The 21,649-nt window shown below is 70.2% G+C and carries 22 protein-coding genes; 6 read left to right on the top strand and 16 right to left on the bottom strand.

Translation table 11 applies throughout. The annotated features are described in order from the left end of the window. Nucleotides 1-2 precede the first annotated feature (2 nt). The 6 genes from cheB (at nucleotide 3) to DK412_RS22530 (ending at nucleotide 10,603) form a co-directional block, all read left to right on the top strand. Nucleotides 3-1,055, top strand: a complete 1,053-nt coding sequence (cheB, locus tag DK412_RS22555) for a chemotaxis-specific protein-glutamate methyltransferase CheB (protein ID WP_204165631.1) — start codon at nucleotides 3-5, stop codon at nucleotides 1,053-1,055. Further along, the gene (locus DK412_RS22550; protein ID WP_109973772.1) at nucleotides 1,052-2,770 is read left to right on the top strand and encodes a response regulator; all 1,719 of its coding nucleotides are present in this window, start codon (nucleotides 1,052-1,054) and stop codon (nucleotides 2,768-2,770) included. The genes cheB and DK412_RS22550 overlap by 4 nt, the downstream gene beginning before the upstream one ends. Nucleotides 2,771-2,793: 23 nt before the next feature. Further along, on the top strand, nucleotides 2,794-4,686 hold the full coding sequence (locus DK412_RS22545) for a response regulator (RefSeq protein WP_204165424.1): 1,893 nt from the start codon (nucleotides 2,794-2,796) through the stop codon (nucleotides 4,684-4,686). Nucleotides 4,687-5,125: 439 nt separating this feature from the next. After that, the gene (locus tag DK412_RS22540; protein WP_109973770.1) at nucleotides 5,126-6,352 is read left to right on the top strand and encodes an efflux RND transporter periplasmic adaptor subunit; all 1,227 of its coding nucleotides are present in this window, start codon (nucleotides 5,126-5,128) and stop codon (nucleotides 6,350-6,352) included. Between the two features lie 44 nt (nucleotides 6,353-6,396). Continuing rightward, the gene (locus DK412_RS22535) at nucleotides 6,397-9,570 is read left to right on the top strand and encodes a CusA/CzcA family heavy metal efflux RND transporter (RefSeq protein ID WP_109973769.1); all 3,174 of its coding nucleotides are present in this window, start codon (nucleotides 6,397-6,399) and stop codon (nucleotides 9,568-9,570) included. Nucleotides 9,571-9,667: 97 nt separating this feature from the next. Beyond that, a complete protein-coding gene (locus tag DK412_RS22530) occupies nucleotides 9,668-10,603 on the top strand; it encodes a helix-turn-helix domain-containing protein (RefSeq protein WP_109973768.1) in 936 nt (311 codons plus the stop codon). A 170-nt stretch (nucleotides 10,604-10,773) separates the two neighbouring features. Here DK412_RS22530 and DK412_RS22525 read toward each other — a convergent pair whose 3' ends face one another. From DK412_RS22525 to rpsN, 16 genes are all read right to left on the bottom strand, one after another. Continuing rightward, nucleotides 10,774-12,045 (bottom strand): aminotransferase class I/II-fold pyridoxal phosphate-dependent enzyme, encoded by a 1,272-nt coding sequence (locus DK412_RS22525; protein ID WP_109973767.1) that lies wholly within the window; start codon nucleotides 12,043-12,045, stop codon nucleotides 10,774-10,776. Nucleotides 12,046-12,126: 81 nt separating this feature from the next. Then, nucleotides 12,127-12,387: a PepSY domain-containing protein gene (locus DK412_RS22520; protein WP_109973766.1), complete on the bottom strand. Its 261-nt coding sequence runs from the start codon at nucleotides 12,385-12,387 to the stop codon at nucleotides 12,127-12,129. Nucleotides 12,388-12,514: 127 nt separating this feature from the next. Continuing rightward, nucleotides 12,515-12,937 carry a 50S ribosomal protein L17 gene (gene rplQ / locus DK412_RS22515; protein ID WP_093569140.1) on the bottom strand — a complete coding sequence of 141 codons (423 nt, stop codon included), beginning with the start codon at nucleotides 12,935-12,937 and terminating at the stop codon, nucleotides 12,515-12,517. 146 nt (nucleotides 12,938-13,083) lie between these two features. Continuing rightward, nucleotides 13,084-14,103, bottom strand: coding sequence for a DNA-directed RNA polymerase subunit alpha (locus tag DK412_RS22510; protein WP_093569141.1), 1,020 nt, complete (start codon nucleotides 14,101-14,103; stop codon nucleotides 13,084-13,086). A 117-nt stretch (nucleotides 14,104-14,220) separates the two neighbouring features. Then, nucleotides 14,221-15,105 carry an MBL fold metallo-hydrolase gene (locus DK412_RS22505; RefSeq protein WP_245447179.1) on the bottom strand — a complete coding sequence of 295 codons (885 nt, stop codon included), beginning with the start codon at nucleotides 15,103-15,105 and terminating at the stop codon, nucleotides 14,221-14,223. Nucleotides 15,106-15,163: 58 nt separating this feature from the next. After that, complete coding sequence (gene rpsK, locus DK412_RS22500) at nucleotides 15,164-15,553, bottom strand: 30S ribosomal protein S11 (protein ID WP_015928609.1); 390 nt, start codon at nucleotides 15,551-15,553, stop codon at nucleotides 15,164-15,166. A gap of 142 nt (nucleotides 15,554-15,695) precedes the next feature. Continuing rightward, nucleotides 15,696-16,064 carry a 30S ribosomal protein S13 gene (rpsM, locus tag DK412_RS22495; protein WP_048425835.1) on the bottom strand — a complete coding sequence of 123 codons (369 nt, stop codon included), beginning with the start codon at nucleotides 16,062-16,064 and terminating at the stop codon, nucleotides 15,696-15,698. 210 nt (nucleotides 16,065-16,274) lie between these two features. Then, nucleotides 16,275-16,874: an adenylate kinase gene (locus DK412_RS22490; RefSeq protein WP_109973765.1), complete on the bottom strand. Its 600-nt coding sequence runs from the start codon at nucleotides 16,872-16,874 to the stop codon at nucleotides 16,275-16,277. Between the two features lie 186 nt (nucleotides 16,875-17,060). Further along, nucleotides 17,061-18,398, bottom strand: a complete 1,338-nt coding sequence (gene secY, locus DK412_RS22485) for a preprotein translocase subunit SecY (RefSeq protein WP_048450470.1) — start codon at nucleotides 18,396-18,398, stop codon at nucleotides 17,061-17,063. Nucleotides 18,399-18,532: 134 nt separating this feature from the next. Then, a complete protein-coding gene (gene rplO / locus DK412_RS22480) occupies nucleotides 18,533-19,021 on the bottom strand; it encodes a 50S ribosomal protein L15 (RefSeq protein WP_048450469.1) in 489 nt (162 codons plus the stop codon). A 10-nt stretch (nucleotides 19,022-19,031) separates the two neighbouring features. Next, a complete protein-coding gene (gene rpmD / locus DK412_RS22475; RefSeq protein ID WP_093569144.1) occupies nucleotides 19,032-19,223 on the bottom strand; it encodes a 50S ribosomal protein L30 in 192 nt (63 codons plus the stop codon). Between the two features lie 12 nt (nucleotides 19,224-19,235). Then, on the bottom strand, nucleotides 19,236-19,817 hold the full coding sequence (rpsE, locus tag DK412_RS22470) for a 30S ribosomal protein S5 (RefSeq protein WP_048425830.1): 582 nt from the start codon (nucleotides 19,815-19,817) through the stop codon (nucleotides 19,236-19,238). Between the two features lie 158 nt (nucleotides 19,818-19,975). Continuing rightward, the gene (gene rplR, locus DK412_RS22465) at nucleotides 19,976-20,338 is read right to left on the bottom strand and encodes a 50S ribosomal protein L18 (RefSeq protein WP_048450468.1); all 363 of its coding nucleotides are present in this window, start codon (nucleotides 20,336-20,338) and stop codon (nucleotides 19,976-19,978) included. Nucleotides 20,339-20,347: 9 nt separating this feature from the next. Beyond that, a complete protein-coding gene (gene rplF, locus DK412_RS22460; protein WP_109973764.1) occupies nucleotides 20,348-20,881 on the bottom strand; it encodes a 50S ribosomal protein L6 in 534 nt (177 codons plus the stop codon). 36 nt (nucleotides 20,882-20,917) lie between these two features. Next, a complete protein-coding gene (rpsH, locus tag DK412_RS22455) occupies nucleotides 20,918-21,313 on the bottom strand; it encodes a 30S ribosomal protein S8 (protein WP_048425827.1) in 396 nt (131 codons plus the stop codon). Between the two features lie 16 nt (nucleotides 21,314-21,329). Next, nucleotides 21,330-21,635, bottom strand: a complete 306-nt coding sequence (gene rpsN, locus DK412_RS22450) for a 30S ribosomal protein S14 (RefSeq protein ID WP_048431920.1) — start codon at nucleotides 21,633-21,635, stop codon at nucleotides 21,330-21,332. Between the last annotated feature and the right edge of the window lie 14 nt (nucleotides 21,636-21,649).

Genomic DNA, 21,649 nt, shown 5'->3' with positions numbered 1-21,649 from the left:
TCATGCTGGTGGAGGATTCGCTGGTGGTGCGCCAGCTCCTCGCCCACATCGTCAGCCGCGACCCCCGGCTCGCCCTCGTCGCGGCGGTCGCCTCCGGCGAGGAGGCGCTGCGGGAGATCCACCGGGTCCAGCCCGACGTGATCTCGATGGATATCCGCCTGCCGGGCATCGACGGGCTGGAGACCACGCGGCGGATCATGGCCGAGCGCCCGACCCCGATCGTGGTCGTGGCCGACGCGGTCGAGGATTCCTCGCTCAAGATCTCGATGAACGCCCTGCGGGCCGGGGCGCTGAGCGTGGTCGAGAAGCCGGTCGGCACCGGCCACCGCGCCTACGAGGCGATCTCGGACCAGATCTGCACCCAGTTGCGCATCATGAGCCAGGTGCCGGTGATCCGGCGCCGGCCGATCGGATCCGAACGCCTCGCGCCGGCGCGGGACGAGGCGCGCGGCCAGGCCTTGCAGGTCCCCGCGACGCAGGCGCCGAGCGTGCTCGCGGTCGCCGCCTCGACCGGCGGGCCGCCGGCCTTCGCCAAGCTGCTGGGCGCCCTGCCGGCGGATTTTCCGCTCCCCGTGCTCCTCGTCCAGCACATGGGCGCGGCCTTCATGGAGGGCTTCGCCGACTGGCTGAACGGCGTCGTGCCGCTCACCGTCGTCATCGCCGCCGAGGGCGTGCGGCCGCTGCCCGGCCACGTCTACGTCGCGCCCGGCGACCGCCACCTGACGCTCGGCCCCGGCGGTCTCCTGACGCTCGTCGACGAGCCGCCGGTCGGGGGCCAGCGCCCCTCGGCGACGCTGCTGTTCCGCTCGGTCGCCCGCTCGGCCGGCCCGCGGGGCCTCGGCGTGCTCCTCACCGGCATGGGCGAGGACGGCGCCGCCGGCCTCCTCGACATGCACCGCGCCGGAGCGGCCACCATCGCCGAGCACGAGAGCTCGGCGGTCGTCTACGGCATGCCGGCGGCGGCCGTGCGCCTGAAGGCCGCCGGCAGCGTGCTCCCCCTCGACCTGATCGCGCCGCGGATCCTGCGGGCGGTGCAGCCGGGCCTCCAGGCGTGACGGCAGCGCCCCAGCCCCGCATCCTCCTGGTCGAGGATTCCGAGACCCAGGCGCTGCAATTGCGCCTGTTCCTCGAGCGCAACGGCTTCTCGGTCGCGCGCCACGCCACGGCGGAAGCCGCGCTCGAGGCGATGAACCACGGCCTGCCCGACCTCGTCGTGGCCGATTACCACCTGCCGGGGATGAACGGCGACGAGCTGACCCGGCAGATGCGCCTCGCCCTGCGCACCCGGGCGACGCCGGTCCTGATGCTCACCGAGGCGAGCGGGCGCGACTTCGAGCGCCAGGGGCTGGAGAGCGGCGCCGACGCCTACGTGCCGAAATCGGCCGACCGCGACCTGCTGCTCCTGCGCATCCGAGCGCTCCTGCGCGAGCGCGCCGCGGTGCCGGCCGACGAGCCGGGCCGCCCGGCGAGCTTCCGCCGCGCCCGCATCCTCGTCGTCGACGGCTCGGCCACCTTCCGGGCCTATCTCGCGGCTCTCCTCGCCCAGGAGGGCCACGAGGTCGTCGCCGCCGACGGGCCCGACCAGGCGATGGCGGCTTTGGAGGCGCCGGGTGAGGGCTTCGACTGCGTCACGGTCGATCTCCTCGGCACCGGCTTCGACGCCATCGCGCTCTGCCGCCGGATCGATGCGTTCCGGGGTGCCGCCACGGGTGCGGGGGCACCGGGCTTCTACCTCGTCGGCATCGGCTCGGCGGCCTCCTCCAGCAAGGACCTGCTCGTCGAGGCGTTCTCGGCCGGGGCCGACGACGTGGTGGCGAAGGGGGCCGACGCCGACCTGCTGGCGATCCGGGTGCGCACCCTGGTCCGCCGCAAGCTCCTGGAGGAGGACGACCGCCGCGTCGCCGACGAGGTGCGCCACCACGCGCTGGCCGCCGAGCGGGCCAAGGCCGAGGCCACCGCGGCGGAAGCCAAGGCGGCGCTCGCCGGCGCGCTCGCCCAGGCCAATCACGACCTCGAACAGGCCAACCACCGCCTCAAGGACACGCAGGCCAAGCTCGTCCAGGCCGCCAAGATGGCTTCGCTGGGCGAGCTCGTCGCCGGCATCGCCCACGAGATCAACAACCCGCTCGCCTTCATCCTCGCCCATCAGGGCACCGTCGAGCGGCTGGTCGGCGAGGTGGCGGGCGCGGTGCCGGAAGGCACGCCGGCCCGGCGCGCCCTCGACAAGGCCCGCGACCGGGTCGGATCGATGCGTCTCGGCCTGTCGCGGATCCAGGACCTCGTCGTCAACCTGCGCAAGTTCTCGCGCCTCGACGAGGGCGAGATGCAGACCGTCAACGTGCCGGACGCGATCGAGAACGTGCTGGCGCTGATTCAGCACAAGCTCGGCACCCGCATCACGGTGCGAAAGGAATTCGCCGGCGCCGCCGAGATGCGCTGCTCGCCGGCCCTGCTCAACCAGGTGGTGATGAACATCCTCGGCAACGCCGCCGACGCGATTCCCGGCGACGGCACGATCACGATCGAGACCGTGATCCGCGACGACCACGACGTGATCCGGATCTGCGACACCGGCCCGGGAGTGCCGGAGGACTTGCGCGAACGGATCTTCGAGCCGTTCTTCACCACGAAGCCGGTCGGATCCGGCACCGGGCTCGGCCTCGCCATTGCCTACAGCGTCGTGCAGGCGCATAGCGGACAATTGTCCGTGGAATCGTCGCCGGAGGGAGGGGCCTGCTTCGTGATCAGCATTCCGAGGCGGGCCGCATGACCATGGGTGCGGCGGACCAACCGATGACCCCGGCCGTGCGCGGCACGATCCTGGCTGTCGACGACGAGCCGGACATCCTGGTGGCCCTCGAGGACCTGTTCGAGGACGAGTACCGGGTGCTCACCACCAGCCGGCCGGCCGAGGCCCTGGCGCTGATCGCCGCCGAGCCGGACATCGACGTGATCCTCTCCGACCAGCGCATGCCGGGCCTCACCGGCGACGCGCTGCTCGCCCAGGCGCGGGAGATCTCGGACGCGCAGGCGATCCTGCTCACCGGCTACGCCGACATCTCGGCGGTGGTCTCGGCGCTCAACCGCGGCGGCATCACCGGCTACATCACCAAGCCCTGGGATCCGGCGCTCCTGCGCAACGCGGTGCGGAGCGCCTACGAACGCCACCGCCTCGCCCGGGAACTCGCCACCGAGCGCGCGCTGCTGCGCGGGCTCCTCGATCATTCGGGCGACGCGATCGCCTTCAAGGACACCGAGGGGCGCTTCCTGCGCCTCAACGCCCGCATGGCGGAGCGCCTCGGCGCCCCTTCGGCCGCATCCTGCCTCGGCCGCACCGAGGCGGACATCCTGGGAGACGGCGCCGGCGAGGCGGAGGCCGCCGACCGCGCGGCGATCGAATCGGGTGCACCGACCGAGATGGTGGCGGCGACCGGGCCGGAGGCGGCCCCGGGTGGCTTCAGGGAATCCTGGAGCCAGATCACCCGCGTGCCGATCCGCGATCCCGCCGGGGCGATCGTCCACCTCGCGGTGATCGCGCGCGACATCACCGAGCAGCGCCTGCTCGAGACGCGCCTGCGCCAGGCCGACAAGATGCAGGCGCTCGGCACGCTGGCGGGCGGCGTCGCGCACGATTTCAACAACCTGCTCACCGCGATCCTCGGCAGCCTGGAGCTCGCCCTGCCGAAGGTGGCGGGCGACGCGCGCCTGTCGCGGCTGATGACCAACGCCGCCCAGGCGGCGCAGCGCGGCGCGGCGCTGACGAAGCGCCTCCTTACCTTCAGCCACCGCCGCGACCTCCAGGCCCGGGTCGTCGACCTCAACGCGGTGATCCGCGGCATGGACGACCTGCTCGGGCGCAGCCTCGGTGGCTTCGTGCAGGTCGAGCGCTCCTTGAGCGACGACCTGTGGTCGGCCAGGGTCGATCCCGACCAGCTCGAACTCGCGATCCTCAACCTCTGCATCAACGGCCGCGACGCGATGCCGGAGGGCGGCGTCGTCGCGCTCTCGACCCGCAACGAGACGGTCCGGGGCAGCACCGACCCGAACCTGAAGGACGGCGATTACGCGGTGATCGCGATCCGCGACACCGGCACCGGCATCCCGCCGGAGATCCTGGGGCGGGTGTTCGAGCCGTTCTTCACCACCAAGGGCGTCGGCCAGGGCACGGGCCTCGGCCTCGCCATGGTGTTCGGCCTCGTCCAGCAATCGGGCGGCACGATCCGCATCGACAGTGAAGTCGGGCATGGCACCACGGTACACCTCTACCTGCCGCGCTCGCGCGAGGCGGTCGAGGCGGCCCCCGCCATGCAGGCCGTCCCGGCCCCGGCGCCGCGCCGGGCCCGCGTCCTGGTGGTCGACGACGATCCCCAGGTGCGCCACGTCACCGCCTCGTTCCTCAACGGCTTCGGCTACGACGAGGCCGAGGTGCCGAGCGGCGAGGCGGCGCTGGAACGGCTCGCGGCGGAGCGGTTCGACATCGTGGTCGCCGACCTCGCGATGCCGGGCATGAGCGGCCTCGACCTCGCCGAGGCGGTGCGGCAGCGTTTCCCGGCCCTGCCCTTCCTGCTCGTCACCGGCCACGCCGAGGCGGCGCGCATCCCGGCGGATTTCTCGGTGCTGGAGAAGCCGTTCCTGTCCGCGGATCTCGCGGCGCGGGTGGCGGCCCTGCTCGAGTCGAGGACGTAACCGGCGTCCTCGCGGGCCACAAACAACCTGAGAAGTATAGAGCGCGGGTCCCCCCTCTCCCGTGTGGGAGAGGGGCCGGGGTGAGGGTGCTACAGTTCTGATCGGAGCTCAGACCGTCGTGCTGGCAGCTCAACGCTTGGCGATTTACTCGGAAACGCAGCACCTTCACCCCTACCCCTCTCCCACACGGGAGAGGGGATCCCGCGCCATATCTTTCTAGGATTATTGCTGGGAGAGGCTGGCGCACGCTTGATCCCAAGCCTCGCTGACACCCGTGCGCAAGTGTATCGCCGACGGCACAGCCGGCCCGGAACCGGTCGGGCGCGAAAGTTATTCACGCTTGCGTCAGCAAGATTGGCTAAGTGTTGCCCGCGCGTTGCCGATCGGTCATCCCCGTCGCGCCGCAGCGGTGCGCTAGCCGACGAAGAGTGTGACGAACATGCCCCGGACGCTGAGACCGATCAGCCAAGTCGTCGTCCTGGCCGTCGTGGCCGCAGGCGCGGTCGTCGCCTACACCATGGTGCGACCCAGCCATCGCCAGGAGCCGATCACCGCCTTCGCGGACGTGCCGGCCCGGCCGCAGGCGGCCAGGGGCTTCACCCTCACCGCATCGCAGCTCGCCACGGTGTCGAGCGAGCCGGTGGTCAAGCGCCGGTTCGTCGAGGAGATCGCCACCGAGGGCAAGATCGGGGTCGACGAGTACCAGGCGACGCCGGTCTTCTCGCCCTATCCCGGCCGCGTCATCGCGATCTTCGCCCGCACCGGCGAGCAGGTGAAGCGCGGCGATCCGTTGTTCTCGGTCCAGGCCAACGAGATGGTCCAGGCCCAGAACGACTATCTCGCCGCCCTCAACGTGCTGAACAAGAGCCGCTCGCAGCTCAACTTCGCGCAGGCCGCCGAGAAGCGGCAGCGCGACCTGTTCGAGACCCGCGCCACCACCCTGCGCGACCTCCAGGCCGCCCAGAACGATCTCACCACCGCCACCAACGACAACCGCACCGCCGAGGTCGGGCTGGAGGCGGTGCGCAACCGCCTGCGCATCTTGGGCCTGCGCGACGAGGAGATGGCGGCCCTCTCGAGAGGCTCGGCGATCAATCCCAACACCCCGATCAATGCGCCGCTCAGCGGCACCATCATCCAGCGCAAGATCGGCCCGGGCCAGTATGTCGGCTCGAGCGGCGATCCTTCCTACATCATCGGCGACCTGTCGAAGGTCTGGCTGGTGGCGCAGCTGCGCGAGACCGACGCCGCCAAGGTCGAGATGGACGAGAAGATCACCTTCCGCGTGCCGGCCCATCCGGAGCGCGAGTTCGTCGGCCGGATCAACTTCATCGGCACCTCGGTCGACCCGACGACCCGGCGCATCACCGTGCGGGCCGAAATCGACAACAAGCAGGGTCTGCTCAAGCCCGAGATGTACGCGAGCGTGCGCATCATCAACGAGCGCGAGAGCCTGTCCCACGCCGTGCCCCGCGCCGCCGTGATCCTGGAGGGCAACAAGGCCAGCGTCTGGGTGCTGCGGGCCGACAACTCGGTCGAGAACCGGCCGGTCCGGGCCGGCATCGTCGACGGCTCCACCGTCGAGATCCTCGACGGGCTGAAGGAGGGCGAGCGGGTGATCTCCCGCGGCTCGCTCTTCATCGACCGGATGTCGACCCAGAGCTGACGCCACCCCCTTCCGTTCGACCCCGCACCTTCGGATCATCGGCCATGACCGGCATCGTCGGCCTCGCCCTGCGCCAGCGCGCCCTCGTCGTCCTGGCCTTCGTGGCCCTGATCCTCGGCGGGCTCGCGGCGTTCCAGAGCCTCAACATCGAGGCTTATCCCGACCCGACGCCGCCGATGGTGAACGTCATCACCCAGGCGCCGGGCCTCTCGGGCGAGGAGATCGAGCGCTACATCACGGTGCCGATCGAGGTGATCACCTCGGGGCTGCCCGACCTGAAGCAGGTCCGCACCGTCTCGCTCTACGGCCTGTCCGACGTGAAGCTGCAATTCGGCTTCGCCAACAGCTACCGCGAGGCCGAGCAGCAGGTGCTCAACCGGCTGGCCCAGCTCGACGCGCTGCCGAACGGCGCCAAGCCCGCCATCTCGCCGGTGAGCCCGATCGGCGAGATCTTCCGCTACAAGCTCGTCGCGCCCGAGGGCTACAGCGTCCTCGACCTGAAGACCCTGCAGGATTGGGTCCTGCGCAAGCGTTTCCGCGCCGTGCCGGGCGTCATCGACGTCATCGGCTGGGGCGGCAAGACCAAGACCTTCGAGATCGGCGTCGATCTCGACCGGCTGATGGCGCACGGGCTGACCCTGTCCGGCGTGGTCAAGACCCTCAACGACAGCAACCTCAATGTCGGCGGCAACCGCATCACCTTAGGCAGCCAGTCGGCGGTGGTGCGCGGCGTCGGCCTGATCCGCTCGGTCGACGATATCGGCGAGACGGTGCTGACCCAGTCCGGCGGCGCTCCCGTCCTGGTGAGGGACGTCGCCACCATCACCATCGGCCACCAGCCGCGGCTCGGCATCGCCGGCATGAACGAGGACGACGACATCGTCCAGGGCATCGTCCTGATGCGCCGCGGCGAGCGCTCGACCCCGTCGATCGAGGCGGTGAAGGCGGAGGTGGCCCGCATCGAGGCCGCCGGCATCCTGCCGCCGGGCGTGCGCATCGAGCGCATCTACGACCGCGCCGACCTCATCGCCGTCACCACCCACACCGTGCTGCACAACATGATGGTCGGCATCCTGCTGATCCTGGTGGTGCAGTGGCTCTTCCTCGGCAACCTGAGGAGCGCGCTGATCGTCGTCGCGACGATTCCCTTCGCGCTGTTCTTCGCCGTCATCATCCTGGTGGCGCGGGGCGAATCGGCGAACCTGCTGTCGGTCGGGGCGCTCGATTTCGGCCTGATCGTCGACGGTACCGTCATCATGGTCGAGGCGATCTTCCGGCGCCTCTCGGGCCACGGCCCGCCGCTGCCTCCCGGCCTCGTCGGCGCCCGGGGCATGCCGAGGAAGCTCGGGCTGATCTCGCTGGCCTCCTCCGACGTCAGCCGCTCGATCGTGTTCGCCGCGGTCATCATCGTCACCGGCTTCCTGCCGCTCTTCACCCTGTCGGGCGTCGAGGGCAACATCTTCGGGCCGATGGCCCAGACCTATGCCTACGCGCTGGCGGGCGGCCTCATCGCCACCTTCACGGTGACGCCGGTGCTGTCGGCCTACCTGCTGCCGGAGCACATCCACGAGGTCGAGACGATCCTGGTCCGGAGCCTCGACCGGCTCTACCGCCCGGTGATCCGGGCGGCGCTGAGCCATCGCACCCTGACGCTGGGGCTTGCCGCCCTCATCGGCCTCGGCGTGGCGGTGGAGGGGCGCAATCTCGGCCTCGAATTCCTGCCGAAGCTGGAAGAGGGCAATCTCTGGATCCGCGCCACCATGCCGGCGACGATCTCGCTGGAGGAGGGCAACCTCTACGTCAACCGGATCCGCCGGGTGATCGCCGAGGTGCCGGAGGTCGAGCGGGTGGTCTCGCAGCACGGCCGGCCCGACGACGGCACCGACGCCGCCGGCTTCTTCAACGGCGAGTTCTTCGCGCCCCTGAAGCCCGCCGAGCAGTGGCGCGAGGGCGTGACCAAGGACGCGATGACCGGGACGCTGCTGGAGCGGCTGCGGACCGAGTTCCCGGGCGTCGAGTTCAACCTGTCGCAGTACCTGCAGGACAACGTCGCCGAGGCGGTGTCGGGCATCAAGGGCGAGAACTCGTTCAAGGTGTTCGGACCCGACCTGCAGACCCTCACCGACGTGGCGCGCCAAGTCGAGGCGACCCTGAAGCGCGTGCCCGGCGTCACCGATCTCGGCGTCTTCACCTCCCTCGGCCAGCCGACGGTGCAGATCAACGTCGACCGCACCCGGGCCGCCCGCTACGGCCTGACCCCCGGCGACATCAACACCACGGTGCGCACCGCGATCGGCGGCGACTCGGCGGGCGAACTCTACGACACCGGCTCCGAGCGCCACTACCCGATCATCGTGCGCCTCGCCTCGCAGTACCGCCAGAGCGTCCGCGCCATCCGCGAATTGCGCATCGCCGGCCAGACCCAGGGCGGCGCGATGGTCCAGATTCCCTTGAGCGCCGTCGCCGACGTCGAGCTGGTGTCGGGCCCGGCCTATATCTACCGCGAGGGCCAGGAGCGCTACCTGCCGGTCAAGTTCAGCGTGCGCGACCGCGACCTCGGCAGCACCATCATCGAGGCCCGCGAGCGGGTGGCGCAGGAGGTGAAGCTGCCGCCGGATTACCGGCTGGAGCTCGTCGGCGAGTTCAACAACATGCAGGGGGCGCTGGCCCGCCTCTCGGTCACGGTGCCGCTGGCGATCCTGCTGATCGCCGTGCTGCTCTTCGTGAATTTCGGCTCCCTCGTCGACACGCTGCTCGCGCTCAGCGTGATCCCGATGGCGGTGGCCGGCGGCGTCGTGGCGCTCGCCGTCACCGAGACGCCGTTCTCGGTCTCGGCGGCGATCGGCTTCATCGCGCTGCTCGGCATCGCGGTGATGGACGGCATCATCGTGCTCACCCACTACAACGGGCTGATCGCCCGCGGCGAGGAGCGGGCCGAGGCGATGCTGAAGACCTGCTATACCCAGATGCGCCCGGTGGTGATGACCTGCGTCGTCGCCGGCGTCGGCCTCCTGCCCGCCGCCTTCTCGCAGGGCGTCGGCTCGCAGGTGCAGAAGCCCCTGGCGCTGGTGGTGGTCGGCGGGATGAGCCTGGCGCCGATCCTGATCCTGATCATCCTGCCGGTCCTGATCCTGCTGTTCTCGCGGCGGCGGCCGGCGGCGGTCCACATGCCGGCGGAGCCCGGCGCGCCGGCCCCGGCCGGGGCGGCGATGCACTGACAGGGAGCGAGCGCTCGTCGGCGGTGTCCCGAATAGGACTGGTCAACCGCAGGGCAGGGGCTAACATCATCTGCCCTATCGACGAGCGGACCTGCCCGTGAGCCTCGTATCCCGGTCCCTCTTCACGACGGACAGCCTGCCCGAGCGCGACCGCTTCGATGCGTGGCGGACGCTGTTCTCCGCCCACGACCTCGACGCCGACCCGGCCGGGTTCGCGGGCAGCATCGAGACGACCCTGGTCGGCCCGATGGCGCTGCGCGTGATGAATGCCGCCCCCCAGGGACCCGCCCGGTCGCGATCCCAGATCCGGCGCGACGGCCAGGACGGCTTCATCCTGCATCTGAGCCGGCACGCCTACAGCGTGGCGACCGAGCACGGCGTCACGGAGGTTCCGGCCGGGGCCGTCAGCCTCAACGACCTGTCGCAGCCCTATCGCCGCAGCCGCGTGCCGGAGACGGGCTCGCTGATCCTCGCCCTGCCGCGCGCGTCCGTGGCGTCGCTGCTGCCCGACGAGGAGGCCCTGCACGGGTTGATCCTGACCGGCGGGGCCGGCCGCCTCCTCGCCGACCACCTGCGGAGCCTGTCCGCGCACAGCCACGCGATCACGACGCTGGACGCGGCCCACATCGCCCAGGCCACGCTCCACATGGTCGCGGCCTGCACGCGCCCGAGCCTGGAGGCGGCCGAGCGCGCGAGCCTGCCCCTCGACGCCGCCCGGCTGCGGAGCGCGAAGCAATTCCTGCGCGGCCATCTCAGCTCGCCCTTACGGATCGACGCGATGGCAAAGGCGCTCGGCATGTCGCGCTCGCAGCTCTACCGCCTGTTCGAGCCGGAGGGCGGGATCGCGCGCTACCTCGCGCGCCAGCGCCTCGCGGCGATCCGGATGGCGCTCGACGATCCGCTCGAGCGGCGGTCCATCGGCGAGATCGGCGAAGCCTACGGCTTCGGCACTGGTGCCGTCCTCAGCCGGGCGTTCCGGCAGGCCTACGGTGTGAGCCCGCGGGAATACCGCGCCGCGATCGGGCGGGGTTGAGGCCCGGTTTCATCTGCTCGACGGTAGTGACACCCGCCGCGTCGTTCCGGGTCCGCGCAGTGGAACCCGGAACGACGCGGCGGGTGGAGGAATCGATACAGGCCGATCAAGCAGGCCCCGAACGTGTGGGAGATGCCGGGAGCGTCACGGATACGCTCCCGGATATCGGTTCAGGCCGCGACCTTCCCGCTCCCGCCCGCCTCCCGGCTCTCGGCGGCGGCCAGCAGCACACAGGTCGCCACCACTTCCGCCGCCGCCTCGACCTCGGCGGGCTTCGGGTAGGACGGGGCGAGGCGCAGCAGCCGGTCCTGCGGGTCGCGGCCGTAGGGGTGGGTGGCGCCGGCCGGCGTCAGCGCGAGGCCGCAGGCGGCGGCGAGCGTGACCACGCGGGTGGCGCAGCCCTCCGGCACTTCGAGCAGGATGAAGTAGCCGCCCTCCGGCTCGCTCCAGCGCGCGACACCGGTGCCGCCGAGGTGGCGGGCCAGGGTCTCGGTCACGGCGCGGAACTTCGGCGCCAGCAGGCGGCGGTGGCCGTCCATCAGGGCGTCGAGCCCGGCCCGGTCGCGCAGGAAGCGGATGTGGCGCAGCTGGTTGAGCTTGTCCGGCCCGATGGTGCGCTTGCCGGCATTGCCCAGGTACCAGCGGACGTTGGCTTCCGAGGAGGCGAGCATCGCGAGGCCGGCGCCCGCGAGCGTCACCTTCGAGGTCGAGGCGAAGACGATCGCCCGGTCCGGATGGCCCGCCTCAACGCAGGCGTCCAGGATGTTGCGGAGCGTCGGCCGCCGCTCGGTCAGGTGGTGGAGCGCGTAGGCGTTGTCCCAGAACAGCCGGAAGTCCGGCGCGCCGGTCTCCATCCGGGCGAGCCGCTCGACCGTGGCGTCGGAATAGGTCTCGCCGCCGGGGTTGGAATATTGCGGCACCGCCCACATCCCCTTCACCCGGGGATCGCGGGCCTCGCGCTCGACCACGTCCATGTCGGGGCCGTCTGCGGTCATCGGGACCGGCACCATGCCGATGCCGTAGGTCTCGCACAGGGCGAAGTGACGGTCGTAGCCCGGCACCGGACAGAGAAAGCGGATCTCCTCTTCCTTCGACCACGGCCGCTGCCCCCCAGGCACGCCCTTGAGCAGCGCGTAGACGATGCAATCGTGCATCAAGGCGAGGCTCGAATTGTTGCCGACGACGATCCGCTCAGGCGCTGCACCGAGCACCGGGGCGAACAGGGCCCGCACCTCGGCGAGACCCTGCACGCCGCCGTAGTTGCGGGCATCCTCGCCGGCCTCGGTGCGGTGGTCGCGGTTGCCCGGCAGGGCCGCCAGCCCCTCCGACAGGTCGAGCTGCTCGGGCGAGGGCTTGCCGCGCGTCATGTCGAGCTTGAGGCCGCGCCCTTGCAGCGCGGCGTAGCGGGCCTGGAGGTCGGCGAGAGAGGGAATCGCGGTCATGATCGAAAATTCGCTGGTGGAACGGGAGCGCGTCACCTTCTGCGCCTCCCGCGCCGCGGAATCCAGCGTTTCGCCCGCGTCCTACTTCGCCTTTTCCGACAGGATGGCGCCGGTGCGCGGATCAGCCCGGAACTTCATCGGCTTGCCGTCCTTCATCCCCTCCCCTTCCCAATGCCCGTCATCGGCCTCGATCTCGGAGATCAGGGTGTAGCCGGCGGCTTCGGCCTTCTGGATCACTTGGCCGATCGGCATCCAGTCGGCCCCGACCTTGTCGGCGAGAGCGGCCGTGCCGGTGCCGGCGAGGATCAGCGCGGCGAAGGCCGGGATGGTCAGCTTGGTCATCGGTGGGATCTCCCTTGATTGCCTGGATGCCGCAGGGAGATCGGCCGTTCCGCCGGACGGTTCAGGCCGAGACGAAAAAGGCGGCCCTCGCGGGCCGCCTTCAAGGACAGTCGAGCCGGGTCGCGGCTTACTCGGCGGGGGTCTCGTCGGAGACCTGGACCGGGCCGGAATCCTTGCCGCGGGCGTCGACGTCGCGATCGACGAACTCGATCACCGCCATGGGGGCGTTGTCGCCGTAGCGGAAGCCCGCCTTCATGATGCGGCAATAGCCGCCCGGGCGGCTCTCGTAGCGGGGGCCGAGCACGTCGAACAGCTTCTTGACCATCACCTCGTCACCGCGAAGCGCCGCGATCGCCTGACGGCGGGCGTGCAGGTCGCCGCGCTTGCCGAGGGTGATCAGCTTCTCGACCACGGGACGCAGGTCCTTGGCCTTCGGCAGGGTGGTGATGATCTGCTCGTGCTTGATCAGCGCGGCCGACATGTTCGAGAACATCGCCTTGCGATGCTCGACGGTGCGATTGAAACGGCGACCCCGGAAACCGTGACGCATGGCTCTCTCCTATTGGTTCTCGGCCGCCGTGCCACGGGTCGGCCGTCCTTTGTGGTGAGTGCGGATTCCCGCCACTCCGGATGCGCCGCGGATCGAGGCGCATCCGGAGTGGCGGCGCAGGATGATCCTGCGCCGCCGCTTGCGGCCTAGTAGTGCTCCTCGAAGCGCTTGGCCAGGTCCTCGATGTTCTCCGGCGGCCAGCCGGGCACGTCCATGCCGAGGTGCAGGCCCATCGCGGCCAGCACTTCCTTGATCTCGTTGAGCGACTTGCGGCCGAAGTTCGGCGTGCGCAGCATCTCGGCTTCGGTCTTCTGGATGAGGTCGCCGATATAGACGATGTTGTCGTTCTTGAGGCAGTTGGCCGAGCGGACCGAGAGCTCAAGCTCGTCGACCTTCTTGAGCAGGGCCGGGTTGAAGGGCAGCTGCGGCGCGAGCGGCGCGGCCTCCTCCTTGCGGGGCTCCTCGAAGTTCACGAAGATCTGGAGCTGGTCCTGGATGATGCGGGCAGCGTAGGCCAGCGCGTCCTCGGGCGAGACCGCGCCGTTGGTCTCGACCGTCATGGTCAGCTTGTCCTTGTCGAGATCCTGGCCCTCGCGGGTGTTCTCGATGCGGTAGGACACCTTGGTGACCGGCGAGAACAGCGCGTCGACCGGGATCAGGCCGATCGGCGCGTCCTCGGGCCGGTTGCGCTCGGCCGGGACGTAGCCCTTGCCGGCCGACACGGTGAACTCCATGCGGATCTCGGCCCCGTCGTCCAGGGTGCAGAGCACCAGGTCGGGGTTGAGGATCTGCACGTCGCCGACCGTGGCGATGTCGCCCGCGGTGACGAGGCCCGGGCCGGTCTTGCGCAGGGTCATGCGCTTCGGGGTGTCGCTCGACGAGCGGATGGCGATCGTCTTGATGTTGAGGACGATGTCGGTGACATCCTCGCGCACGCCCGGGATCGACGAGAACTCGTGCAGCACGCCGTCGATGTGGACCGAGGTGACGGCCGCGCCCTGGAGCGAGGAGAGGAGCACCCGGCGCAGCGAATTGCCGAGGGTGGTGCCGAAGCCGCGCTCCAGCGGCTCGGCCACCACGGTGGCGATCCGCTTCGGGTCGTGCCCGGGGGTGACTTCGAGCTTGTTCGGCTTGATCAGCTCTTGCCAGTTCTTCTGAATGACCACGTTCGCACCTCTCGCCAACTTACACCGGGGCGGCCTGGAGGGCCCTCCCCTCGCGGTCTCCCCCGCGCCCGGGAGACACCGCCGTCCTGATCTCTCACGCGTCCGAAGCAGGGGCGGTCAGGACGCCGCGCTCCACTGCTCCGGGACCCAGGCGAAGCCGGCGCCGTCGCGCCGGACCTTGCCGAGGGCCGGAAACTCGAGATGCATCCCGGCGACCAGGAGGCGTTCCGCCGCCGCTTGGTCGAGGATGCGTTTGCGCGTGGCGGCGGCCGTCGCGCCGTCCACGTCGAAGGAGACGCCGGCCTCCGGCCGGGCCAGCTGGATCGCCGGCAGATGCACCACGTCGCCCCAGATCAGCAGCGAGTGGTCGCCCGACTGGACCCGGTAGGCGGTGTGGCCGGGCGTGTGGCCGGGTGCCAGGATCGCCTCGATCCCCGGGAGCACCTCGCCCGCGCCGGCCCGGCGGATCCGGTCGCCATAGGCGCCGACGAGCGCGCGAGCGCGGCGAAACCCCGCCTTCGCCCCCTCCGGCGCCCGCCCCTCGGCCCCGTCGGCGAGCCAGTAGGCGGCCTCGGCCTCCGGGATCACCACCTCGGCATTCGGGTAGAGGGCGGCACCGTCCGGCCCCATCAGTCCGCCGATATGGTCGGAATGCAGATGGGTCACCAGCACGGTTCCGATGTCGCCCGGGGCCACGCCACAGGCGCCGAGCGCCTTCGGCAGATGCCCGAGCGAGGCGGGACCGCCTAGCCCCATCCCGGCATCGACCAGGACCGGCGCCGGCCCGCCGAGGATCAGGAAGGCGTTGACGGAGATCCGCGGCGCCTCGACACTGCGGAAACCACGTTCCTGGAGGCCCGAGGCCTCGTCGGCGGGAATCCCCTGCACCAGCCCGAGCGACGCCGCGAGATGGCCGTCGTTGAGGGCGACCACAACGCGATCGCCCAGCGTCCAGGGGAGGACGCCGGGCCGGACGATGTCGGCTGTGCGGGGTGTCGACACACGATCCTCTTCGCAGGCGGCCGGAGGGCTCAGAGGAGCCCCCCGGCACCGGGGACGATCAGACGCGGCGGCGCTTGCGCGGGCGGCAGCCGTTATGCGGGATCGGGGTCACGTCGCGGATCGACGTCACCGTGAAGCCCGCCGCCTGGAGCGCGCGCAGGGCCGACTCGCGGCCCGAGCCGGGGCCCGAGACCTCGACCTCGAGGGTACGCATGCCGTGCTCGGCGGCCTTGCGGCCGGCATCCTCGGCCGCGACCTGCGCGGCGTAGGGGGTCGACTTGCGGGAGCCCTTGAAGCCCATGGCGCCGGCCGACGACCACGAGATCGTGTTGCCCTGAGCGTCCGTGATGGTGATCATCGTGTTGTTGAACGAGGCGTTCACGTGGGCGACGCCCGACACGATGTTCTTGCGTTCGCGACGACGGACGCGGGTTGCTTCCTTGGCCATACTGTCTTTCGATCCTTCAGGCGCGCCCGTGGTGCCAGGCGCTCGGGACGTCTCTCACGAGTAGCGGTGACGGCGCTCGCGCGCCGCCGGTGTCGGGCGGGAGCCTACGAAACGACCCCGCCGATCGTACGCGGATCGCGGCTTACTTCTTCTTGCCGGCGATCGGCTTCGCCTTGCCCTTGCGGGTGCGGGCGTTGGTGTGGGTGCGCTGGCCGCGGACCGGCAGGTTGCGACGGTGGCGCAGGCCACGGTAGCAGCCGAGATCCATCAGGCGCTTGATGTTCATCGAGACTTCGCGGCGCAGGTCGCCCTCGACGACGTAGTCGCGGTCGATCGTCTCGCGGATCTGCAGCACCTCGGCGTCGGTGAGCTGGTTCACGCGACGCTCGGCCGGGATGCCGACCTTCTCGGTGATCTCCTCGGCCTTCTTGGCACCGATGCCGTGGATGTACTGGAGCGCGATGACGACGCGCTTGTTGGTCGGGATGTTGACGCCGGCGATACGGGCCATGGTGTTCCTGCTCTCCATCGCGTCCAGGGCTCTCGAGCCCGGACGGTGTCCTGGTGTCACGCGCGTCCGGTGGAGTCCCGGCCCCTGCGCGTCGTCCCGACGGCAAATCGGCCCGGAGCGGCCTCCAGAGAGGCACGCCGGGCCGTCCGGGTCTGAACGAAGGAGCGCCCACTAGCGCGGGCGCGAACCGTTGTCAACTCAGGCCCTGCGTCACGCCGACACCGCCTGGAACGGCGCGAGCAGCGCTTCGAGCTGCTTCGTCACCTCGTCGATCGGCGCCATGCCGTCGACCTGGCGCAGGAGGCCGGTCCCGGCATAGTGCGCCGAGAGCGGCGCGGTCTGGGTGCGGTAGGCCTCGAGCCGGGTCTTGAACACCTCCGGCGTGTCGTCCTTGCGCACCGGCTCGCCGCGGGCCTCGGTCTCGGCGGCGCGCTTGGCGATGCGCCCGACCAGCGCGTCCTCGTCGACCTTGAACTCGATCACCGCGTCGAGCGCCAAGCCCTTCTCGGCCAGCATCGTCTCGAGGGCGACGGCCTGTGCCACCGTGCGCGGGAAGCCGTCGAGGATGAAGCCGCTGCGGGCGTCCTGTTCCTCGATCCGGTCGGCGACGATGCCGATCACGATGTCGTCGGAGACCAGCGCCCCGCTCTCCATCAGGGCCTTCGCCTTGAGGCCGACCGGGGTGCCGGCCGCCACCGCGGCGCGCAGCATGTCGCCGGTCGAGAGCTGCGGGATTCCGAACCGCTCGACGATCCGCGCCGATTGGGTGCCTTTCCCGGCGCCGGGCGGGCCGAGCAGAATGATCCGCATAACCTGTCACTCCCCTCCACCGCGTCCCGCACGGGATCCTTGCCTCCCGGGGCGCGGCCTCTGTCTGCTTGTTCTAGCCCGAGACCCTGCCCGGCCGTTATCCGACCATGCGCCAAGCCCCAGCCCCGACGCAAGGGCGCCCGGGCCGGTTGTGCCGGCCCGGGCGCTCGTCGTCGGTCGCGGTCGTCAGCGCCGGCGGGCGCCGCGCAGCTTCGCCTTCTTCACCAGGCCCTCGTACTGGTGCGCCAGCAGATGGCCGTGGACCTGCGCCACGGTGTCCATGGTCACCGAGACCACGATCAGGAGCGAGGTGCCGCCGAAGTAGAACGGCAGCGAGGCGTAGGAGACCAGGATCTCCGGGATGAGGCAGATCACCGTCAGGTAGGCCGCGCCGATCACGGTGATGCGCGACAGGACCTTGTCGATGAACTCGGCGGTGCGCTCGCCCGGACGGATGCCCGGAATGAAGCCACCATGCTTCTTCAGGTTGTCCGCCGTCTCCTGCGGGTTGAACACCACCGCCGTGTAGAAGAAGGCGAAGAAGATGATCAGCGCCGCGTAGAGCAGCATGTAGAGCGGCCGGCCGTGGCCGAGATAGGTCGCCATGGTGGCGATGATGCCGGTGCCGTTCGGATCGGTCTGGAAGCTCGCGGCGGTGGCCGGCAGCAGCAGCAGCGACGAGGCGAAGATCGGCGGGATGACGCCCGAGGTGTTGAGCTTGAGCGGCAGGAACGAGGTCTGGCCCTCGTACATCCGGTTGCCGACCTGGCGCTTGGGATAGTTGATCAGGAGGCGGCGCTGCGCGCGCTCCATGAACACGATGAAGTAGACGACGGCCGCGGCCATCACCACCACGCCGAGGATCACCACCGTCGAGAGCGCGCCCTGGCGCCCGAGCTCGAGCGTGCCGGCGATCGCCGACGGCAGGTGCGCGACGATGCCCGCGAAGATGATGAGCGACGAGCCGTTGCCGATGCCGCGCGACGTGATCTGCTCGCCGATCCACATCAGGAACAGCGTGCCGCCGGTGAGCGTGATCACGGTCGAGACGAGGAAGAACGGCCCCGGATCCTGCACGATGCCGCCGGAGCTCTGCAGGCCGACCGCGATGCCCCAGGCCTGGAAGATCGCCAGCACCACCGTGAGGTAGCGGGTGTACTGGTTGAGCACCTTGCGGCCCGACTCGCCCTCCTTCTTCAGCGCCTCGAGCGACGGCACCACCGAGGTGAGCAGCTGCACGATGATCGACGCCGAGATGTACGGCATGATGTTGAGCGCGAAGATCGCCATGCGCTCGACGGCACCGCCGGAGAACATGTTGAACAGCCCGAGCACGCCGCCCTGCGCGTTCGCGAAGCTCTGGCGGAGCGCGTCGGGATCGATGCCGGGCAGCGGGATGTAGGTCCCGAGCCGGTAGACGATCAGGGCGCCCAGGGTGAACCAGATCCGCTTCTTGAGCTCTTCGGCCTTGGCGATGGCGCCGAAGTTGAGGTTGGCGGCGAGCTGCTCGGCTGCAGAGGCCATGGGTTGCGTGTCCTCAGGGTCGGGATCCGCGGCGGGCCGCGGTCAGGGGCGCGTCAGCACCCCCCAAAACACGAGCGGCGGCCACGCGCTGGTCGCACGGGCCGCCGCCGATGATCGGTGACTTAAAGTGTGCCTTACGCCGACGCAACCGCGTCGTCGGCGGTCGCGAGCGACTGGGTCACCGAGCCGCCGGCCTTCTCGATCGCCTCGACCGCCGACTTCGACGCCCGGGAGACCTGGAAGGTCAGCTTGGCGGTGAGCTCGCCGACGCCGAGGATCTTGACGCCGTCGCGGGCCTTCGAGACCACGCCGGCGGCGATCAGCGCCTCGAGGGTCACCGGCGCGGAGGCATCGAGCTTGCCGGCATCGACCGCCTGCTGGATGCGGCCGATATTGACCTCGTTGAGGTCGGTCGCGCCCGGGTTGTTGAACCCGCGCTTGGGCAGGCGACGGTGGAGCGGCATCTGGCCGCCCTCGAAGCCCTTGATGGCGACGCCGGAGCGCGCCTTCTGGCCCTTCACGCCGCGGCCGGCGGTCTTGCCCTTGCCGGAGCCGATGCCCCGGCCGACGCGCATCCGCTTCTTGGTTGCGCCTTCGTTGTCACGGATTTCGTTGAGCTTCATGGTGCCCTCCTCACGCCGCGTCGTCGAGAACGCGCACGAGGTGATGCACCTTCGCGATCATGCCGCGCACCGACGGGTTGTCGGGCAGGACGGCGATACGGTGCATCTTGTTCAGCTTCAGGCCGATCAGCGTCTGACGCTGGCTGGCCTCGCGGCGGATCGGCGAGCCGATCTGCTGCACGCGGACGGTCTTCTCAGTCATGCCGAGCCTCCCTTACGCCGCGTCGGCGGAATCGGCCGAGGCGGCCGAGTCGGCGTCGCGACGGCGGGCCTGGAGGGCCGAGACCTTGAGACCGCGGCGCGCGGCGACCGAACGGGGCGAATCCTCGTTCTTCAGCGCGTCGAAGGTGGCACGCACGAGGTTGTAGGGGTTCGACGAGCCGAGCGACTTCGCCACCACGTCCTGCATGCCGAGCGTCTCGAAGACGGCGCGCATCGGGCCGCCCGCGATGATGCCGGTACCGGCAGGCGCAGCGCGCAGGATGACCTTGCCGGCGCCATGACGGCCCTGCACGTCGTGGTGCAGGGTGCGGCCCTCGCGCAGCGCCACGCGGACGAGACCGCGCTTGGCGGCTTCCGTGGCCTTGCGGATGGCCTCGGGGACCTCACGGGCCTTGCCGTGACCGAAACCGACGCGACCCTTCTGGTCGCCGACGACGACGAGGGCCGCGAAGCCGAAGCGACGGCCGCCCTTCACCACCTTGGCGACGCGGTTGATGTGGACGAGCTTGTCCACGAACTCGCTGTCGCGCTCCTCGCGGTCGTCGCGGCGACGACCCTCACGCTCACGTGCCATGTGTGTTGTCCATCGACTGACGCGGGCGGCGGTCCCGCTCGCTGTTTATGTCATCCGCCGTAATGAGAGAGGGAGCCGCAAGGGCCCCCTCGCCTCATGGGACATCGTGCCGATCCGCGACGGGGCGGCGCCCGAAGAGGCGCCCTCCCCTGCCGGGATCAGAAGTCCAGGCCGCCCTCGCGGGCCGCATCGGCCAGGGCCTTGACCCGGCCGTGATAGAGGTAGCCCGAGCGGTCGAAGATGACCTGGCTGACGCCGGCCGCCTTGGCGCGCTCCGCCACCAGCTTGCCGACCTCGGTCGCGGCGGCCTTGTCGGCACCGGTCTTGAGGCGGGCGCGCAGGTCCTTGTCGAGGCTCGAGGCGGCGGCCAGGGTGTGGCCGGTCGCGTCGTCGATGACCTGGACGTAGATCTGCTTGGAGGAGCGGAACACCGAGAGCCGCGGACGACCGTTGGCCGCCTTGCGGATCGCCCGCCGGACGCGCGCGCGGCGCCGATCGAGCAGTTCGATTTTGCGAGACATCGGCCGTCCTTACTTCTTCTTGCCTTCCTTGCGGAAGATGAACTCGCCGGCGTACTTCACACCCTTGCCCTTGTAGGGCTCGGGGCCGCGATAATCGCGGATCTCCGCCGCGACCTGGCCGACGCGCTGCTTGTCGATGCCGGTGACGACGATCTCGACCGGCTTCGGGGTGGCGATCGTGATCCCCTCGGGGATCGCGTACTCGACGTCGTGGCTGTAGCCGAGCGACAGCTTGAGAACCTTGCCGGCGACCGCGGCGCGGTAACCGACGCCGTTGATCTCCAGCTTCTTCTCGTAGCCCTTGGTCACGCCCTCGACCAGGTTCGACACCTGGGCGCGGGAGAGGCCCCACATCGCGCGGGCCTCCTTGGTCTGCGACCGGGGCTGGACCGAGATCGCGCCGTTCTCGTGGCTGACCGACACCTGGTCGGGGACACGGAACTGCAGCTCGCCCTTCTGGCCCTTGATCTTCACGTTCTGGCCGTCGACGGTGGCGGTCACGCCGGCCGGCACGGTCACGGGCTTCTTGCCTACGCGGGACATGCTCGTCTCTCCTTTTCGGCTGTCAGGGTCCGAAGGTCAGAAGACCTTGCAGAGCACCTCGCCGCCGACGTTGCGCTCGCGCGCCTCGTGGTCGGCCATGACGCCCTGAGGGGTGGAGACGATGGTGATGCCCAGGCCGTCGGCGACGCGCGGCAGGGTATCGACCGACGAGTAGACCCGGCGGCCCGGCTTGGAGACGCGCTCGATCGAGCGGATCACCGGCTGGCCGTCGAAGTACTTGAGTTCGATCGCGAACTCGGTGCGCCCGTTGCCGTAATCGGTCGTGGCGTAGTCGCGGATGTAGCCCTCGGACTTCAGCACGTCGAGGACGCGGGCCCGCAGCTTGGAGCCGGGGGTCTGCACGACGTTGCGACGACGCATCTGGCCGTTGCGGATGCGGGTGAGCATATCGCCCACGGGATCGTTGATCATCTGTGGCGCCCTCCCCTTACCAGCTGGACTTGACCAGGCCCGGGATCAGACCCCGGGATCCCAGGTCGCGCAGGGCGACGCGGGAGATGCCGAGCTTGCGGTAGTAAGCCCGGGGACGGCCGGTCATCTCGCAGCGGTTGCGGATGCGGGTCGCGCTGGAGTTGCGGGGCAGCTCCGCCAGCTTGAGGCGCGCCTCGAAGCGCTCCTCCATCGACAGCGACTCGTCGTTGGCGGTGGCCAGCAGCGCCTCGCGCTTCGGGGCGAAGCGCTTGACCAGCTCCCGCCGCTGCTTGTTCTTCTCGATCTTGCTCGTCTTAGCCATGTTCTAGCTCTCCA

This window comes from Methylobacterium sp. 17Sr1-1, from assembly GCF_003173775.1.
Taxonomy (GTDB): domain Bacteria; phylum Pseudomonadota; class Alphaproteobacteria; order Rhizobiales; family Beijerinckiaceae; genus Methylobacterium.
This window is presented reverse-complemented; position numbering and strand designations above follow the sequence as displayed.

Coding starts and splice junctions, on each gene's coding strand:
- rpmD (WP_093569144.1), bottom strand. CDS start 19,223: ATGACTGAGAAGACCGTCCGCGTGCAGCAGATCGGCTCGCCGATCCGC.
- DK412_RS22545 (WP_204165424.1), top strand. CDS start 2,794: ATGACCCCGGCCGTGCGCGGCACGATCCTGGCTGTCGACGACGAGCCG.
- rpsH (WP_048425827.1), bottom strand. CDS start 21,313: ATGATCAACGATCCCGTGGGCGATATGCTCACCCGCATCCGCAACGGC.
- rpsN (WP_048431920.1), bottom strand. CDS start 21,635: ATGGCTAAGACGAGCAAGATCGAGAAGAACAAGCAGCGGCGGGAGCTG.
- rplQ (WP_093569140.1), bottom strand. CDS start 12,937: ATGCGTCACGGTTTCCGGGGTCGCCGTTTCAATCGCACCGTCGAGCAT.
- rpsM (WP_048425835.1), bottom strand. CDS start 16,064: ATGGCCCGTATCGCCGGCGTCAACATCCCGACCAACAAGCGCGTCGTC.
- rpsK (WP_015928609.1), bottom strand. CDS start 15,553: ATGGCCAAGGAAGCAACCCGCGTCCGTCGTCGCGAACGCAAGAACATC.
- DK412_RS22520 (WP_109973766.1), bottom strand. CDS start 12,387: ATGACCAAGCTGACCATCCCGGCCTTCGCCGCGCTGATCCTCGCCGGC.
- rpsE (WP_048425830.1), bottom strand. CDS start 19,817: ATGGCACGTGAGCGTGAGGGTCGTCGCCGCGACGACCGCGAGGAGCGC.
- secY (WP_048450470.1), bottom strand. CDS start 18,398: ATGGCCTCTGCAGCCGAGCAGCTCGCCGCCAACCTCAACTTCGGCGCC.
- DK412_RS22540 (WP_109973770.1), top strand. CDS start 5,126: ATGCCCCGGACGCTGAGACCGATCAGCCAAGTCGTCGTCCTGGCCGTC.
- DK412_RS22535 (WP_109973769.1), top strand. CDS start 6,397: ATGACCGGCATCGTCGGCCTCGCCCTGCGCCAGCGCGCCCTCGTCGTC.
- DK412_RS22490 (WP_109973765.1), bottom strand. CDS start 16,874: ATGCGGATCATTCTGCTCGGCCCGCCCGGCGCCGGGAAAGGCACCCAA.
- DK412_RS22525 (WP_109973767.1), bottom strand. CDS start 12,045: ATGACCGCGATTCCCTCTCTCGCCGACCTCCAGGCCCGCTACGCCGCG.
- rplO (WP_048450469.1), bottom strand. CDS start 19,021: ATGAAGCTCAACGAAATCCGTGACAACGAAGGCGCAACCAAGAAGCGG.
- cheB (WP_204165631.1), top strand. CDS start 3: ATGCTGGTGGAGGATTCGCTGGTGGTGCGCCAGCTCCTCGCCCACATC.
- rplR (WP_048450468.1), bottom strand. CDS start 20,338: ATGTCTCGCAAAATCGAACTGCTCGATCGGCGCCGCGCGCGCGTCCGG.
- rplF (WP_109973764.1), bottom strand. CDS start 20,881: ATGTCCCGCGTAGGCAAGAAGCCCGTGACCGTGCCGGCCGGCGTGACC.